At 61.0% G+C, this 17,138-nt stretch carries 12 protein-coding genes; 8 read left to right on the top strand and 4 right to left on the bottom strand.

Features of this window, described 5'->3' with window-relative positions:
- Nucleotides 1–185 precede the first annotated feature (185 nt).
- The 6 genes from recC (at nt 186) to J1G18_RS17375 (ending at nt 11,880) form a co-directional block, all read left to right on the top strand.
- Entirely contained in the window at nt 186–3,638 is a 3,453-nt protein-coding gene (gene recC, locus J1G18_RS17400) for an exodeoxyribonuclease V subunit gamma (RefSeq protein ID WP_210559099.1), read from the top strand.
- Nucleotides 3,635–7,324, top strand: a complete 3,690-nt coding sequence (recB, locus tag J1G18_RS17395; RefSeq protein WP_223008138.1) for an exodeoxyribonuclease V subunit beta — start codon at nt 3,635–3,637, stop codon at nt 7,322–7,324. Before recC ends, recB begins: the two co-directional genes overlap by 4 nt.
- Nucleotides 7,321–9,420, top strand: a complete 2,100-nt coding sequence (recD, locus tag J1G18_RS17390; RefSeq protein WP_223008137.1) for an exodeoxyribonuclease V subunit alpha — start codon at nt 7,321–7,323, stop codon at nt 9,418–9,420. The genes recB and recD overlap by 4 nt, the downstream gene beginning before the upstream one ends.
- 120 nt (nt 9,421–9,540) lie before the next feature.
- Nucleotides 9,541–10,116, top strand: coding sequence for a YfiR family protein (locus tag J1G18_RS17385; protein ID WP_027614152.1), 576 nt, complete (start codon nt 9,541–9,543; stop codon nt 10,114–10,116).
- Nucleotides 10,113–11,381: a diguanylate cyclase domain-containing protein gene (locus tag J1G18_RS17380; RefSeq protein WP_097090438.1), complete on the top strand. Its 1,269-nt coding sequence runs from the start codon at nt 10,113–10,115 to the stop codon at nt 11,379–11,381. Before J1G18_RS17385 ends, J1G18_RS17380 begins: the two co-directional genes overlap by 4 nt.
- Nucleotides 11,382–11,424: 43 nt before the next feature.
- A complete protein-coding gene (locus tag J1G18_RS17375) occupies nt 11,425–11,880 on the top strand; it encodes an OmpA family protein (protein ID WP_177416206.1) in 456 nt (151 codons plus the stop codon).
- On the opposite strand, the gene J1G18_RS17370 is transcribed toward J1G18_RS17375, so the two are convergent.
- Nucleotides 11,877–12,824 (bottom strand): LysR family transcriptional regulator, encoded by a 948-nt coding sequence (locus J1G18_RS17370; protein ID WP_007962101.1) that lies wholly within the window; start codon nt 12,822–12,824, stop codon nt 11,877–11,879. The two genes, J1G18_RS17375 and J1G18_RS17370, sit on opposite strands and share 4 nt — an antisense overlap.
- A 150-nt stretch (nt 12,825–12,974) precedes the next feature.
- On the opposite strand from J1G18_RS17370, the gene J1G18_RS17365 reads away from it, so the two are divergent.
- Both J1G18_RS17365 and mmsB read left to right on the top strand, forming a co-directional pair.
- Nucleotides 12,975–14,501: a CoA-acylating methylmalonate-semialdehyde dehydrogenase gene (locus J1G18_RS17365; protein ID WP_007962100.1), complete on the top strand. Its 1,527-nt coding sequence runs from the start codon at nt 12,975–12,977 to the stop codon at nt 14,499–14,501.
- 9 nt (nt 14,502–14,510) lie between these two features.
- On the top strand, nt 14,511–15,398 hold the full coding sequence (gene mmsB / locus J1G18_RS17360; protein WP_098967092.1) for a 3-hydroxyisobutyrate dehydrogenase: 888 nt from the start codon (nt 14,511–14,513) through the stop codon (nt 15,396–15,398).
- Between the two features lie 248 nt (nt 15,399–15,646).
- On the opposite strand, the gene J1G18_RS17355 is transcribed toward mmsB, so the two are convergent.
- The 3 genes from J1G18_RS17355 to J1G18_RS17345 all read right to left on the bottom strand — a co-directional run bounded on the left by J1G18_RS17355 (nt 15,647) and on the right by J1G18_RS17345 (nt 17,105).
- Nucleotides 15,647–15,997 carry a cupin domain-containing protein gene (locus J1G18_RS17355; RefSeq protein ID WP_003221437.1) on the bottom strand — a complete coding sequence of 117 codons (351 nt, stop codon included), beginning with the start codon at nt 15,995–15,997 and terminating at the stop codon, nt 15,647–15,649.
- 113 nt (nt 15,998–16,110) lie between these two features.
- Nucleotides 16,111–16,482 carry a MerR family transcriptional regulator gene (locus J1G18_RS17350; protein WP_086793657.1) on the bottom strand — a complete coding sequence of 124 codons (372 nt, stop codon included), beginning with the start codon at nt 16,480–16,482 and terminating at the stop codon, nt 16,111–16,113.
- Nucleotides 16,483–16,529: 47 nt separating this feature from the next.
- Complete coding sequence (locus J1G18_RS17345) at nt 16,530–17,105, bottom strand: NAD(P)H-dependent oxidoreductase (RefSeq protein ID WP_098967095.1); 576 nt, start codon at nt 17,103–17,105, stop codon at nt 16,530–16,532.
- Nucleotides 17,106–17,138 lie beyond the last annotated feature (33 nt).

The following is a 17,138-nucleotide window of genomic DNA, read 5'->3' as shown; positions in this document are numbered from 1 at the left end:
TTCCCCATGTGAGAGTAGGTCATCGTCAAGATTAAATTCCGAAACCCCAATTGCGAAAGCAGTTGGGGTTTTGTTTTGCCCGCAGGAAAGTTCCTACAGCATGCGGTAGGCCCTTCCGGCTGTCACAGCCTGCCGACAGTGCTAAGGTTCTGCCTTGGCTTTTGTACTTTTCCAAGGAAGCTTTTATGCCGGACGCCTCGTCCCTCAACGCTGCATTCATGGTGGTTCAGAGCAATAGCCTGGACGAGCTGCGCAGCCTGGTGGTCAGCATCATGCGGCGCTACCCATTGGCTCCCTTGGAGAACGAAATCGCTCTGGTCCAAAGCAACGGTATCGCCCAATGGCTCAAGCTGGCATTGGCAGAAGATCCTGAAGAGGACGATCTCGGTGGTTGCGGAATAGCCGCTGCCATCGATGTGCAGCTTCCAGGCAGTTTCATGTGGCAGCTCTACCGTATGGTGTTGGGCCGAGACGAAATCCCCGCCACATCCCTGCTCGACAAAGCTCCCCTGACCTGGCGGCTGATGCGCCTGTTGCCGCAAGTGATTGATCGCCCCCATTTCGAACCGCTACAACGCTTCCTCACCCATGACACCGACTTGCGCAAGCGCTACCAGTTGTCCGAGCGCCTGGCAGACCTGTTTGACCAATATCAGGTGTATCGGGCCGACTGGCTCGAAGATTGGGCCGAGGGCCGGCATCAGTTACGTAATGTTCGAGGCGAGATAAAGCCACTGCCTCCAGTCAGTTGCTGGCAGGCTGAACTGTGGCGTGCTCTTTTGGAAGATGTCGGTGAGCAAGGCATGGCCCAGAGCCGCGCCGGTGTTCATCAACGATTTATCGAGTGCATAAATTCCCTCGAACATGCACCAGCAGGACTACCCTCGCGGGTGATCGTGTTCGGTATATCCTCGTTGCCCGCCCAGGTGCTTGAAGCGTTGGCCGGACTCGCACGTTTCAGTCAGGTGCTGTTGTGTGTACACAACCCTTGCCGACACCACTGGGCCGATATCGTCGCCGACAAGGATCTGCTGCGTCATCAATACAAGCGTCAGAGCCGCAAGAACGGCATGCCGGTCGTACTCGATCCTGAAACGTTGCACCAACATGCTCATCCGCTGCTCGCCGCCTGGGGCAAGCAAGGCCGCGACTATATCAACCTGCTCGACAGTTACGATGACCCCAACAGCTATCGCGCGGCGTTTCGTGACGGGCGCATTGATCTGTTCAGCGAAAATCAGCCACATAACATGCTCAACCAACTTCAGGACGACATCCTCGAGTTGCGGCCACTCAATGAAACGCGTGAGCGCTGGCCTGCCGTTGACTTGACGCAGGATGGGTCGATCCGCTTCCACATAGCCCACAGTGCCCAGCGCGAAGTGGAAATCCTTCACGATCAGTTACTCGCACGCTTCAGCGCCAATCCAGATCTGCGCCCACGAGATGTAATTGTGATGGTGCCGGACATCGACAGCTATGCGCCGCATATCCGGGCGGTGTTCGGACAACTGGATCGACATGATCCACGCTTCATTCCATTTACCTTGGCCGACCAGGGCCAGCGGGGCCGCGATCCGTTGCTGATTGCTGTCGAGCACCTGCTGAAGCTGCCCGATAGTCGTTTCCCGGTGAGCGAGATCCTCGATCTGCTCGACGTCCCTGCGTTGCGCGCCCGATTTGGCGTACAAGAGCGTGATTTGCCTACTCTGCATCGCTGGATCGAAGGAGCAGGCGTGCGCTGGGGAATGAACGCCGGGCAACGTGCCGGCCTGGGCTTGCCGGATGAGCTTGAACAGAACAGCTGGCATTTCGGTTTGCGGCGGATGTTGTTGGGGTACGCAGTTGGCAGCTCCAGCGCCTGTGCCGGTATCGAACCCTACGATGAAATCGGTGGTCTGGATGCTGCGTTGATCGGTCCGTTGGTTGCCCTGCTCGATGCATTGGAACTGGCCCATCACGAACTCACTCAAGTCGCTCAGCCCAAGGTGTGGGGCCAGCGCCTGCAAATCCTGATGCAGCTGTTTTTCAAGGCCAGTAACGAGCACGACGATTATCTGCTCACGCAACTTGAGGAGTTGCGCGAAACCTGGCTGCAGACCTGTGAATCCGTTGGATTGGTCGATGAATTGCCGCTGACGGTGGTTCGTGAAGCCTGGCTCGCGGGGCTGGATCAGGGGCGTCTGTCCCAGCGTTTTCTCGCCGGCGCAGTAAACTTTTGCACGCTGATGCCCATGCGGGCGATCCCGTTCAAGCTTGTCTGTTTGCTGGGGATGAACGATGGCGATTATCCCCGGGCGCAACCCCCGCTGGACTTCGACCTCATGGGCAGTGACTACCGGCCAGGGGACCGTTCCCGGCGTGAAGACGATCGCTATCTGTTGCTCGAGGCGCTCCTGTCTGCGCGCGATCAGCTCTACATCAGTTGGGTCGGACGCAGCATTCGCGACAACAGTGAACGGCCTGCTTCAGTGCTGATCGGGCAGTTGCGCGATCACCTCGCCAGTGGCTGGCGGTCGCTCGATGAGCATCAGGATCTGTTGACCTCCATGACCGAGGAGCACCCCCTGCAACCGTTCAGTTCGCGCTATTTCCATGAAGGCGATCAACTATTCAGTTATGCCCGTGAATGGCAGGTCTTGCACCAGGTGCATGCGCCACAACATGAGATGGAGCTACTCGCGCCCCATGTTCAGGAGGAGCCGCTGAGTCTGGCTCTGCTGCAGGATTTCTTGCGTAACCCGGTCCGGCACTTTTTCACGCAGCGCCTCAAAGTGTACTTCGAGGCCGCCGAGGCGCCCCTGGCTGACGAAGAACCGTTCGTGCTGGACGCATTGCAACGCTACACACTGAGCGACAGCCTGCTCGAAGCCGCACTCCGGCAGCCGGACAATATCAATCGGGCACTCGAAGATCAGGCGCGGCGTTTGCAAAACAGCGGATTGCTGCCCATGGCCGGCTTCGGCGAATGCCTGCAACGAGAGTTGATCGAGCCGTTACCTGACTTGCTGCAACGTTACCAACACCTTCTGGCGTTATGGCCGACACCATTGACCAGCGCGCTCCCGGTCAGTCTTGAGTTGCAGGGCGTGCGTGTTGAAGGCTGGCTCGCCGGTTTGCATCAACGCGCTGACGGTGGCGTGTTGTCGGTCACGACCATTCCCAACAGCATCGGCTCGATCAAAAGTCGGAAATGGCATCGGTTGATCAAGCCGTGGGTCAATCACCTGGTGGCCTGCGCCAGCGGACTTATCCTGACCACGGCACTGGTGGCGAGTGACGATACGCTGCTGCTTGAGCCGACGGAGAAGGACCGAGCGGTTCGTTTTCTGGGTGATCTGCTGCTCGCCTGGCAGGTCGGCATGCGCCAGCCGCTGCCGATCGCGGTCAAGACGGCCTTCGCCTGGCTTGCGCAGACTGATCCGCTCAAGGCTGAGGCGGCTGCCAGAAAAGCCTACGAAGGCGACGGCCAGACCAGTGACGGTGAGCGCCGTGAAAGCCCTGCGCTGTCACGCCAATTCGCTGACTTTGACGCATTGAGTGCCGACGAAACATTCTCCGGTTGGTGCGACGCGTTGTATCGCCCCCTGTTGGAAGCGCCATGGCGCTCGTTGGCCAGCGAAGGGGCACGCGCATGAGTACCAAAACACCGCTGGCTCTGGCCTTCCCGCTGCACGGCAGTCAACTCATCGAAGCCAGTGCGGGTACCGGCAAGACCTTTACCATTTCTGCTCTCTATCTGCGGCTGATCCTTGGCCACGGCGGCGAATCGAGCGGCTTCGGCCGTGAATTGCTGCCCCCGCAGATTCTTGTGGTGACCTTCACCGATGCCGCCACCAAGGAGCTGCGTGAAAGAATCCGTACGCGGCTGGCCGAGGCTGCGCGGTTTTTCCGTGAAGAAACCCCGGCGCCGGATGGCTTGATTGCCGAGCTGCGCGAGCAGTTTGACCCGGCACAATGGCCCGGTTGCGCCAATCGCCTGGACATCGCCGCGCAATGGATGGATGAAGCGGCCGTCTCCACCATCCACAGTTGGTGCCAGCGCATGCTGCGCGAACACGCGTTCGACAGCGGCAGCCTGTTTACCCAGTCCCTGGAAACCGATCACAGCGATCTGCTCGGTGAAGTACTGCGCGATTACTGGCGACTGTTCTGTTACCCGATGCAGGGCGACGCGCTGAACTGGGTTCGCGCTAACTGGGGTGGGCCGGCAGCGTTGTTGCCACGAGTGCGCGGCCTGTTTGGCAGTGAGCGCGACAGTGATGACGGCAAGGTCCCCGCAGAGCTGATCGACGAGTGTCTGCAAGAACGGCGTGCCGCGTTGCTCGAACTGAAGATGCCGTGGCGTCAGTGGGCCGATGAGCTGCTGGTGATCTGTCACGAAGGCGTTGCGAGCAAAGCCGTCGATGGACGCAAGATGCAGGCGCGCTACTTCGAGCCCTGGTTCGAGAAACTCAAGGCGTGGGCCGAAGACGAGGCCATGGAGCAACTGGACATCGGCACCGGTTTCACCCGATTGACCCCTGACGGAATGGCCGAAGCCTGGAAGGGCCAGGCACCGAGTCATCCGGGTCTCGACGCGATGCCGGGGCTCAAGTCGAGCCTCGACGCGCTTCCCACCCCCGATGCCGCCGTATTGCAACATGCGGCGCGATGGGTGGGCGCGCGTTTTGAGGAAGAGAAGCGTCGTCGTGCGGAAATGGGCTTCGACGACATGCTGTTGCGCCTCGATGCGGCGTTGCAATCCGACAGCGGCGAGCGCCTTGCTGCGGTGATCCGCGAGCAGTTTCCGGTTGCTCTGATCGATGAGTTTCAGGACACCGACCCGGTGCAATACCGGATCTTCGAGAGCATCTACCGCATCGAGGACAACAGTCCGGATACCGGTCTGTTCCTGATCGGTGACCCCAAGCAGGCGATCTACGCGTTCCGTGGCGCCGATATCTACACCTACCTGCGTGCGCGTCAGGCCACTGCCGGCCGCCTGCATACGCTGGGCACCAACTTCCGCTCCAGCCATGGCATGGTCAACGCGGTCAATCACGTATTCGAACGCGCCGAGTCCCGCGAGCAGGGACGCGGCGCGTTTTTGTTTCGGGAAAAAACCGGGGAAAACCCGGTGCCGTTCCAGCCTGTTGAGTCTCAGGGGCGTAAAGAGCGGCTGCAGATCGCCGGGCACGATGTCGCGGCACTGAATGTCTGGCACCTGTCGACGGAGCAGCCGCTGTCAGGCGCGGTCTATCGCCAGCAGTTGGCGGCGGCCTGTGCCAGCGAAATCACCGCGTTGCTCAATGGCGGGCAAGCCGGTGCGGCGGGATTTGTCCGCGACGGAGAAGACTTCAGAGGCTTGCGACCCTCTGACATTGCGATTCTGGTACGCGACGGCAAAGAGGCCCAAGCCGTACGCGCAGAACTCGCGGCCCGTGGCGTGCGCAGCGTTTACCTGTCGGACAAGGACTCGGTGTTCGCCGCCCAGGAAGCGCATGACCTGCTCTCCTGGCTCAAGGCCTGCGCGGAGCCGGATGTCGAGCGCTCTCTGAAGGCTGCGCTGGCTTGCATCACCCTCAATCTGCCGTTGGCTGAACTGGAACGTTTGAATCAGGACGAGTTGGTCTGGGAAGCCCGGGTCATGCAGTTTCGTGGCTATCGCGAACTGTGGCGCAAGCAAGGTGTGCTGCCTATGTTGCGACGCCTGCTGCACGACTTTCACCTGCCGCAGACCCTGATCGCACGCAGTGATGGCGAGCGGGTACTGACCAACCTTTTGCACTTGTCGGAACTGATGCAGCAGGCTGCCGCTGAGCTTGATGGCGAGCAAGCGCTGATTCGTCATCTGGCCGAGCTTCTGGCGTTGTCCGGTCAGGCCGGCGAAGAGCAGATATTGCGTCTGGAGAGTGACGAGCAACTGGTCAAGGTCGTGACCATTCACAAGTCCAAAGGGCTTGAGTATCCACTGGTGTTCCTGCCTTTCATCTGCTCGGCAAAACCGGTGGATGGCAGTCGCATGCCGCTGCATTACCACGATGCCTCCGGCAAAGCCCAGGTGACACTGAAGCCGACCGCCGAATTGATCGCCCTGGCGGATGACGAGCGTCTGGCCGAGGACCTGCGTCTGCTCTACGTCGCCCTGACTCGCGCGCAACATGCCTGCTGGCTGGGTGTCACGGACCTCAAACGCGGTAATAACAACGGTTCGGTGCTTCATCTTTCGGCGCTTGGCTATCTCCTGGGTGGCGGCGCAAGGCTGGATGAGTCAACCGGTCTGAGCCGCTGGCTGCAGGATTTGCAGCAGAACTGCACGGCCATCAGTTTGGGGGAGTTGCCTCAAGCCACTCAGGAGATCTACCGGCCCGAGCGTAACGAAGCGATCCTCAGCGCTACATTGGTGCCCAAGCGCAAGGCCAGCGAAAACTGGTGGATTGCCTCCTACAGTGCTTTGCGCATCAGTGACGTATTGAGCGTGGGCAGCGATGAGGCGCCGGACAGTCCACAAGCGCAAAAGCTGTTTGATGATGAGCGTCTCGACCCGGAAGCGCCACGCGAGATCGTGGCCGGTGGCGCCGATATTCATCGTTTTCCCCGCGGTCCGAATCCGGGAACCTTTCTTCATGGTCTGCTCGAATGGGCCGGAGACGAAGGTTTTGCCGTTCCTTTTGAAACGCTCAAGGATGCGATTGGCCGGCGCTGCAACCTGCGTGGTTGGGAGGGGTGGATCACCACCCTGAGTGACTGGCTGCAACACTTGCTCAAGTCGTCGCTGCCAGCAGGTGGCGGACAGCCTCCGGTGGTTCTCGAGCAACTGAAACAGTACCGCGTCGAGATGGAGTTCTGGTTCGCCAGCCACAAGGTCGATGTTCTCAAACTCGATGAGTGGGTGCGCCAGTACACCCACAACGGTGTGGCACGAGTGGCCGCCGAGCCAGTACAGCTCAACGGCATGTTCAAAGGCTTCATCGACCTGACTTTCGAACATGAAGGGCGCTACTACGTCGCTGACTACAAATCCAACTGGCTGGGTGTCGACGATGCGGCCTATACCGAGCAAGCCATGGAGCGCTCGATTCTCGACAACCGTTATGACCTGCAATACGTGTTGTATCTGCTGGCGTTGCATCGACAACTGAAGGCGCGGTTGCCTGACTACGATTACGATCGACATGTCGGTGGTGCGTTGTATGTGTTCCTGCGCGGGACCCGGGCAGACAGTCGCGGGGTGTATTTTGCGCGGCCGCCGCGCGAACTGATCGAGCGCCTGGATCGCCTTTTCCAGGGCAAGCCGGAACCCAAGGCCGAACCCGCATGGGAACAGGGAGTCCTGCTATGAGCCGTACCTTCGCCGATCTGTCATCGGCTATCGACAACCCGTCGAGCCTGGCGCCACTGACCAGTGCCTCGGATCTGCTGATCTTGCTTGATCGCTGGGTCGAGCGAGGCTGGCTTCGTTCGCTTGACAAGGCCTTTATCGGTTTTCTTTACGAACTCGCACCCCAGTCCGATCCACTGGTGTTGCTCGCTGCCGCACTGACCAGCCATCAACTGGGTCACGGACATGTCTGCCTCGACTTGTTCGAAACCCTCAAGGCCCCGGATTTCGCCCTGTCTTTACCTCCTGAAGGCGATGAGCAAAGTGATGTCTTGCTCCTGCCGTCGCAGTTGCTTGGAACGCTGGATGGCGCCCATTGGTGCAAGGTGCTGGCGAGCAGCGCTCTGGTTGCACTCGCTGCGGACAATAGCGAAGCGGCGCATCAGCGACCGTTGGTGCTGTCCGGCAAGCGTCTGTACCTGCGGCGCTACTGGGCCTATGAGCGGCGTATCGATGCGGCGTTACGCACACGTCTGGCCCAAGGCGAAACGCCGCCGGATGACTTGCCCCAACGTCTCGATGAATTGTTCGGCCCCGCCAGGCCCGGAGCAGTGATCGACTGGCAGAAACTCGCCTGCGCGCTTGCCACTCGGGGAGCCTTCAGCATCATCACGGGCGGCCCGGGAACTGGCAAAACCACCACGGTGGTGCGTCTGCTCGCGCTGCTTCAGGCGCCGGCGGTGGAAGCCGGTCAGCCGTTGCGCATTCGTCTGGCGGCGCCCACGGGCAAGGCTGCTGCGCGGTTGACCGAGTCCATCAGCCAGCAAGTGCAGTCGCTGCAAGTCACCGAAGACGTGCGCGAGAAGATCCCCTGCGACGTGACCACTGTCCATCGTTTGTTGGGCAGTCGGCCCGGCACCCGACATTTCCGCCACCATGCCGGCAACCGCTTGCCGCTGGATGTGCTGGTGGTCGATGAAGCTTCCATGATCGACCTGGAAATGATGGCTAACCTGCTCGATGCGTTGCCGGCGCATGCGCGTCTGGTGTTGCTCGGTGACAAGGATCAACTCGCCTCCGTAGAGGCCGGGGCGGTGCTCGGCGATCTGTGCCGCGATGCCGAGGCAGGCTGGTACAACCCGCAGACCCGGCGGTGGCTGGAGTCGGTCAGTGGTGAGTCATTACAGGACAGTGGCCTGCACGAGGACCACGACGGCTCGCATCCTTTGGCTCAGCAACTGGTGATGCTGCGCCATTCCCGACGCTTCGGTGAAGGCAGCGGCATCGGTCAGCTGGCGCGGCGGGTCAATCAGCAGTTGCCGGAGGAGGCGCGCCAGTTGCTGGCGGCCGGTCACTATGATGACGTGTTTTCCCTGCCGCTCAAGGGCGAACACGATCACACGTTCGAGCGGCTGCTGCTCGACGGTCATGGGGAAGGTCCAAAGGGTTATCGCCACTATCTGAATATCCTGCGCCAACAACGCCCGCCAGCGGAAAGACCGCTGGAGCATCCGGACTGGATCAACTGGGCGCGGGAAGTGCTGCAGGCGTTCGACACCTTCCAGTTGTTGTGTGCTGTGCGCAAGGGGCCTTGGGGCGTTGAAGGGTTGAATCTGCGGATCACCGAAACGCTGGTCAAGGCACGCCTGATCGAGCATGACCAGCAATGGTACGAAGGCCGGCCGGTGCTGATGACGCGCAACGATTACGGTCTGGGTCTGATGAACGGCGATATTGGCATTGCCCTCAAGTTGCCCGAGCGCGAAGGCCCGGACGCCGGCAAACCGGTGCTGCGCGTGGCCTTTCCGCGTAACGACGGGCAGGGCGGTGTGCGTTTCGTGCTGCCGAGCCGGCTCAACGATGTGGAAACGGTGTACGCGATGACGGTGCACAAATCCCAGGGCTCCGAGTTCGCCCACACCGCGCTGATCCTGCCGGATGCCTTGAATCCGGTGTTGACCAAGGAATTGATCTATACCGGTATTACCCGGGCCAAACACTGGTTCACTTTGATCGAACCCCGGGCTGGCGTGTTTGAAGAGGCGGTGCAGCGCAAGGTCAAGCGCCTGAGCGGATTGATGCTGGAACTGGAGGAAGGTGGCGAGGTTCGGGAATGAAATAGCCTGATGTTCGGTGCCGATTACTGACCAACTGGTCAGCAGCTGCTGTCTCGCTGGTGTTACTCCGCTGTGCTATCGTTGCGGCATCATTTCGGTACGATCCAAGAGAATCCCTGCATGAAGGTGGCTGTCTGGGCGACAGAGCGCGTGGTTCGCTGCAAGCACGCATTGCTTGTCGGTCTGCTCTGTTTGCTGACCGGCGCCGCCATGGCGCAGGCACAGACGCCGGTGGGCATGGCCGAGCAGCGCGCCCAGTCGGTGACGCAGGTTGTGCTGGGCATCCTCAGTTACGCGCGCTGGCCGGTGGAACCCGCACAATTGCGCCTGTGCATCGTCGGCCCCACCGAATACACCGATGACCTGGTCAAAGGCACTACGCAAGCCACCGGTCGTCCGGTCGCTGTGCGCCGACTGCTGGCCGACAACCCGGCGATCGTCAGCGAATGCGATGCGGTGTACATCGGCAAACTCACCGCAGATGAACGCAGTCGGCTGTTCACCTCATTGATCGGCCATCCGGTGCTGAGCATCAGCGAAGGGGGCGATCAGTGCACGGTCGGCAGCCTGTTCTGCCTGCGGGTCGGCGATCAGCAGGTTTCCTTCGAGGTCAATCTCGACTCCGTCGCCCGCAGCGGTGTACGCATCCACCCGAGCGTACTGCAGTTGTCGCGCCGCAAACCGGCGGCACCATGAAGCTGTTTCGTTCCAGGAGCCGCCCGACACTGGGCTCGGTCATCGGCCGCGGCCATTTGATTGTCGCGCTGGTGGCCGTGACGATGGCCAGCGTGTCGCTGACCCTGCTGGGCGTTCTCGCGCTGCGGGTGTACGCCGATCACAACCTGCATCTGATTGCACGTTCGATCAGCTACACCGTGGAAGCGGCGGTGGTGTTCAACGATAAGGACGCCGCCACCGAAGCGCTGGCCTTGATCGCGTCCACCGAAGAGGTGGCGGATGCCCAGGTGTTCGACACACAGGGGCAGTTGCTGGCGCGTTGGCAGCGGCCCGAAAACGGTCTGTTTTCCCAACTGGAAATGCAGGCTGCCCGGACCATTCTGGAAAAGCCGATCAGCCTGCCGATCGTGCATCAGGATCGTGAAATCGGACGCATCCTGCTGGTCGGTCACGGCGGTAGCCTGATGCGCTTCTTGCTCAGCGGTCTGGCGGGGATCATTCTCTGCACCGCAATCAGTGCCTGGGTCGCGCTGTATCTGGCGCGCCGACAGCTGCGCAGCATTACCGGCCCGCTTCGCAGCCTCGCGGCGGTGGCCCACGCTGCCCGCAGCGAGCGAGCACTGGATCGCCGGGTACCGCCGGCGCAGATCGCCGAGCTCGACAACCTCGGCAACGACTTCAATGCCCTGCTCGATGAACTCGAATCCTGGCAGACCCATCTGCAAAGCGAGAACGAAACCCTCGCCCATCAGGCCAGCCACGACAGCCTCACCGGTTTGCCCAACCGGGCGTTTTTCGAGGGGCGATTGATTCGCGCCTTGCGCAACGCCGGCAAGCTCAATGAGCGGGTGGCGGTGCTGTTTCTCGACAGCGACCGCTTCAAAGGCATCAATGACAACTTCGGTCACGCCGCTGGCGACGCGGTGCTGGTGGCGGTCGCCAATCGGATCCGCGCGCAACTGCGTGAAGAGGATCTGGTGGCGCGGCTCGGCGGCGACGAGTTCGCCGTACTGCTCGCGCCGCTGCACAAGATCGAGGACGCCGAGCGCATTGCTGACAAGATTCTCGCCAGCATGGACATGCCCATCGCGCTGCCGGGGGATACCAGTGTGGTGACGTCGCTCAGTATCGGCATTGCGGTTTTCCCCGATCATGGCGCCACGCCAGGTGCCTTGCTCAACGCCGCCGACGCGGCGATGTATCAGGCCAAGCGCCTGTCGCGTGGCGCTCAATTCACTGCCGGGTCGGAGAGCCCGGTCGTCAATCTGCAAACCAGGAGCTGATTCCGTGTTCACATTTCCCGCTCGACTGTTTTCCGCCTTGCTGATGATCGCCGTACTGGCGCTGACCGGGTGCCAGACCGCACCGCAGAAAGGCCTGACCCCGGCGCAGATCGCCGTCCTCAAACAACAAGGCTTCGAAGCGACCGACGAGGGCTGGGAGTTTGGCCTGTCCGGCAAAGTGCTGTTTGGCAGCGATATCGAAAGCCTGAACAACCAGAGCACCGAAATCGTCGAACGCATCGGCAAGGCACTGCTCGGCGTCGGTATCGAGCGGGTGCGGGTCGACGGTCATACCGATGCCTCGGGCAAGGAAACCTACAACCAGCAACTGTCGCTGCGTCGGGCCAAAAGCGTGGCCAAAGTGCTGACCACCGTCGGCATGAAGCAAGAGAACATCCAGCTGCGCGGACTGGGCAGCAGCGAGCCGGTGGCGTCCAATGACACTACCGCCGGACGCACCGAGAATCGCCGGGTGTCGATTGTGGTCAGCGCCGATTAATCGGCAAACCGCATCTCGCGGGTCTGCCCCATCAGCAGACCCTGATTACGCTCGGTCACCTCACGGATGTAATCCCACAACAGGGTGATCCGCTTCAATTTCCTGAGATCCTCCCGGCAGTACATCCAGAACTGCCGGGTGATGTCGATTTCCTCGGGCAGCACCGGCAGCAGGCGCGGATCCTGCGCCGCGAGGAAGCACGGCAGAATCGCCAGTGAACGCCCTTGCTGCGCCGCGACGAACTGCGCGATCACGCTGGTGCTGCGCAGGTTTGCGCTGGCGCCGGGCAGCACGTTCGCCAGGTAAAGCAGCTCCGAGCTGAACGCCAGGTCATCCACATAACTGATGAATTGATGCTTGCCCAAATCGGCCGGGCGGCGGATCGGTGGGTGTTGATCGAGGTAGTCCTGGGTTGCGTACAGCTGCAAGCGGTAGTCGCAGAGTTTGCAGCAAACATACGGGCCGTGCTCCGGGCGTTCCAGGGCAATGACGATATCGGCTTCGCGCTTGGACAGGCTGATGAAGTGCGGCAGCGGCAGGATGTCCACCGAAATCGCCGGGTAGGCGTCGACGAAGTGGCTCAGCTGCGGGGTGATGAAAAAACTGCCGAAACCTTCAGTGCAACCCATGCGCACGTGCCCGGACAGTGCCACGCCGGACCCCGAGACCTGCTCGCAAGCCATGTGCAACGTGCTTTCAATCGACTCGGCATAGCCCAGCAAACGCTGGCCTTCAGTGGTCAGGACAAAACCGCTGGTGCGCGATTTTTCGAACAGCAATGTGCCCAATGCCGCTTCCAGCGAACTGATGCGCCGCGACACGGTGGTGTAGTCCACCGCCAGGCGCTTGGCCGCGGTGCTGGCCTTGCGGGTGCGGGCGACTTCGAGGAAAAACTTCAGGTCGTCCCAGTTCAGCGACCCCAGGGAGGTGATGTTTTTTTGCATGATGGACGGGCTTATATGTGCGTTCTTATTAGAAGTTTGCACATCTATACTCCAAAAACAGTCCGACAACCAATTCGTGACACACGCCTCATCTCAAGGCGAACCCTTTCGCCTTGGCTCCTACGATAAAAACAAGTTTCGGAGACCAGCATGAACGCATCGCTTACGCCCAACGAAACCACGGTCCAGAAGGTCAAGTTGCTGATCGACGGCGAGTGGGTCGAATCGCAGACCACCGAGTGGCACGACATCGTCAACCCGGCGACCCAGCAAGTGCTGGCCAAGGTTCCGTTCGCCACTGCCGCTGAAGTCGACGCCGCCATCAGTGCCGCGCACCGCGCGTTCCAGACCTGGAAACTGACCCCGATCGGCGCGCGGATGCGCATCATGCTCAAGCTGCAGGCACTGATCCGCGAGCACTCCAAGCGCATCGCTGTAGTGCTGAGCGCCGAGCAGGGCAAGACTATTGCCGACGCCGAGGGCGATATTTTCCGTGGCCTGGAAGTGGTCGAACACGCCTGTTCCATCGGCACCCTGCAAATGGGCGAGTTCGCCGAAAACGTGGCCGGCGGTGTCGATACCTACACCCTGCGCCAGCCAATCGGCGTGTGCGCCGGCATCACCCCGTTCAACTTCCCGGCGATGATTCCGCTGTGGATGTTCCCGATGGCCATCGCTTGCGGCAACACCTTCGTCTTGAAGCCTTCCGAGCAGGATCCACTGTCGACCATGCTCCTGGTGGAACTGGCGATCGAGGCCGGCGTTCCGGCCGGCGTGCTCAACGTGGTGCACGGTGGCAAGGACGTCGTCGATGGCCTGTGTACCCACAAGGACATCAAAGCCGTATCGTTCGTTGGTTCGACCGCGGTCGGTACGCACGTTTACGACCTGGCCGGCAAGCACGGCAAACGCGTGCAATCGATGATGGGTGCGAAGAACCATGCCGTCGTGCTGCCGGACGCCAATCGCGAGCAAGCGCTGAATGCCTTGGTCGGCGCCGGTTTCGGTGCGGCAGGGCAACGCTGCATGGCCACCTCGGTGGTGGTGCTGGTTGGTGCGGCGAAACAATGGCTGCCGGATCTGAAAGCGCTGGCGCAGAAACTCAAGGTCAACGCCGGCAGCGAGGCGGGCACCGATGTCGGCCCGGTGATCTCGAAGAAAGCCAAGGCGCGGATTCTCGATCTGATCGAAAGCGGCATCAAGGAAGGCGCCAAGCTTGAACTCGATGGTCGCGACATCAAGGTGCCGGGCTACGAACAAGGCAACTTCGTCGGCCCGACCCTGTTCTCGGGCGTGACCACTGACATGCAGATCTATACCCAGGAAATCTTCGGCCCGGTGCTGGTGGTGCTGGAAGTCGACACCCTCGATCAGGCCATCGCACTGGTCAACGCCAACCCGTTCGGCAACGGTACGGGCCTGTTCACCCAGAGCGGTGCGGCGGCGCGCAAATTCCAGACGGAAATCGACGTCGGCCAGGTCGGCATCAACATCCCGATTCCGGTGCCGGTGCCGTTCTTCAGCTTCACCGGTTCCCGTGGTTCGAAACTCGGCGACCTGGGTCCGTACGGCAAGCAAGTGGTGCAGTTCTACACCCAGACCAAAACGGTCACGGCGCGCTGGTTCGATGACGACAGCGTCAACGACGGCGTGAACACCACCATCAACCTGCGCTGAGGACTGGCCATGAAAATCGCATTTATCGGTCTGGGCAACATGGGCGCGCCGATGGCGCGCAACCTGATCAAGGCCGGCCATTCACTGAATCTGGTCGACCTGAACAAGACGGTGCTGGCGGAGCTTGAGCAACTGGGCGGCACTATCCGCGCCTCGGCCCGTGAGGCCGCCGAAGACGCCGAGCTGGTGATCACCATGCTCCCGGCGGCGGTGCATGTGCGCAGCGTCTGGCTCGGTGAGGACGGTGTGCTCGCCGGTATCGGCAAAGGTGTGCCGGCGGTGGATTGCAGCACCATCGATCCGCAGACCGCCCGCGATGTGGCCGCCGCTGCTGCCAAACAAGGCGTGGCCATGGCTGATGCACCGGTCTCCGGCGGCACTGGCGGCGCGACCGCCGGCACGCTGACCTTCATGGTCGGCGCCACTCCGGAACTGTTCGTCACCCTGCAACCGGTGCTGGCGCAGATGGGCCGCAACATCGTGCATTGCGGCGAAGTCGGCACCGGGCAGATCGCCAAGATCTGTAACAACCTGCTGCTGGCGATCTCGATGGTCGGCGTCAGCGAAGCCATGGCGCTGGGCGATGCACTGGGGATCGACACCTCGGTGCTGGCCGGGATCATCAACAGCTCGACCGGGCGTTGCTGGAGTTCGGAAATGTACAACCCGTGGCCGGGCATCGTCGAAACGGCGCCGGCCTCGCGCGGTTATACCGGTGGGTTTGGTGCCGAACTGATGCTCAAGGATCTGGGGCTGGCGACCGAAGCAGCGCGTCAGGCGCATCAACCGGTGGTGCTCGGCGCGGTGGCGCAGCAGTTGTATCAGGCGATGAGCCAGCGCGGGGAGGGTGGCAAGGACTTCTCGGCGATTATCAACAGCTATCGCAAGCCACAGTAACTTGGACATCAATACTTTTTGTGGCAACGGAGACTTTGTGGTGAGGGGATTTATCCCCGATCGACTGTGTAGCAGTCGCAACCACTGAGCCTGCGTTTCAACTGACACAATGCGGGGGGGCGCTTTGCGCCCATCGGGGATAAATCCCCTCGCCACAAATCTCAAAGGCGCCACAACCATGGCGTCAGCCAGAATGCAGTAGGTGTTGCCGGGAAATCACGTCGGGTGGTTTCCCGGCTTTTTTTGCATCAGGCGAAGACGAAATATTTGCGTACGGTCTCGACCACTTCCCAGGTGCCTTTCATCCCCGGTTCAACCACGAAGATGTCGCCGGCTCGCAGGTGGATTGGCGCCATGCCGTCCGGGGTGATGATGCAGTAGCCTTCCTGGAAGTGGCAGTACTCCCACTTCACATAATCGACCCGCCACTTGCCCGGGGTGCAGATCCAGGTGCCCATGATCTTGCTGCCGTCTTCGCTGGTGTAAGCGTTGAGGTTGACGGTGTGCGGGTCACCTTCGAGTTTTTCCCATTTGCAGGCATCGAGTACCGGCAGCGGGTGGGTGTCGCGCAGAACGGTGATGGGGGCGGTCGCGGTCATGAGAACTCCGGGCAGTGGGCGGATGGCAAAGAAACCAACTCGCACCCTATAGCGCCCGGTTGCCGCTCAGTTGTCTGTGCTCGACATCGAGCTGCTCAGAAACGCGCAAACCGTCAAAGGTTTTCCAGCGGGCATTCGACCCGCGCCCGTTCAAGGTCGATTTCGAAACCTTCCAGTTGCGCGTATTGCCGCGTCAGCTCAGCGATGCTGCTGTTGATCTCGCGTTTTTTTGCCTCGATAGCCTGTTGGGCCAGATCCCATGGCATGGCCTCGCCATGATGCGCGGCAAAAATCGTCTGCAATTCCCGGAGCCTGAAGCCCATCTCTTTTGCGCATTTGATGAAGATCAGCAGTTCGATGCTTTGTTGGTCGTAGAGGCGATATTTACCTTGGCGCCGGGGCGTGGGCAGCAAACCGATCGACTCATAGTGGCGAATGCTTTTGATGGTGGTGCCGGCACGTTGCGCGGCTTGGCCGATGTACATAAAAGTCCTTTTTCAATGTGAAACCATGCGGCGCATTATCGGCAGACTTAGCGGCGGGCGATAGCGTGCGCCTGTTGCAGCCAGCGCTGGCGCTGCCGGTCGCTGGAGTCAAGCAACGGGCCGAAGGTCAGCGTGCGCAGGGGGTTGATACCACAGAACTGCAGGGTGGTCTTGCGCACCTGATGCAGTCCCGGCATCCGGTAGATCCAGCGGTAATACCAGAGTGGCGTGTCCATCGTCACCAGCAAATGCGCGGTGCGCCCCTTGAGCAACTGATCGGGAAAGGGGTTGCCTTTTCGGTATTTGAAGGCGAATCCCGGCAGCAACACCCGATCAAAAAAACCTTTGAGCAGCGCCGGAATGCCGCCCCACCAGATCGGGTAGACCAGCGTCAGATGTTCGGCCCAAAGGATGTCGGATTGCGCGCGGCTCAAGTCTTCTTCCAGCGCTTGAACCTGTTGATACCCCTGGCGCAACACCGGGTCAAAAGCCATCTCTCCCAGGCGTAGCTGACGCACCTGGTGTCCGGCATCGAGCGCTGATTGTGCATAGCGCTCGGCGAGTGCGGCGCAGAAGCTCGTCGCGCCGGGATGGCCGAGAATCAGCAGAATGCGTTTGCCCATGGTCATGCTCCTTGCCGTTGAACGCCAAGGATG

Origin of the sequence: Pseudomonas sp. MIS38, assembly GCF_019891575.1 — a bacterium.
GTDB lineage: Bacteria > Pseudomonadota > Gammaproteobacteria > Pseudomonadales > Pseudomonadaceae > Aquipseudomonas > Aquipseudomonas putida_A.
This window is presented reverse-complemented; position numbering and strand designations above follow the sequence as displayed.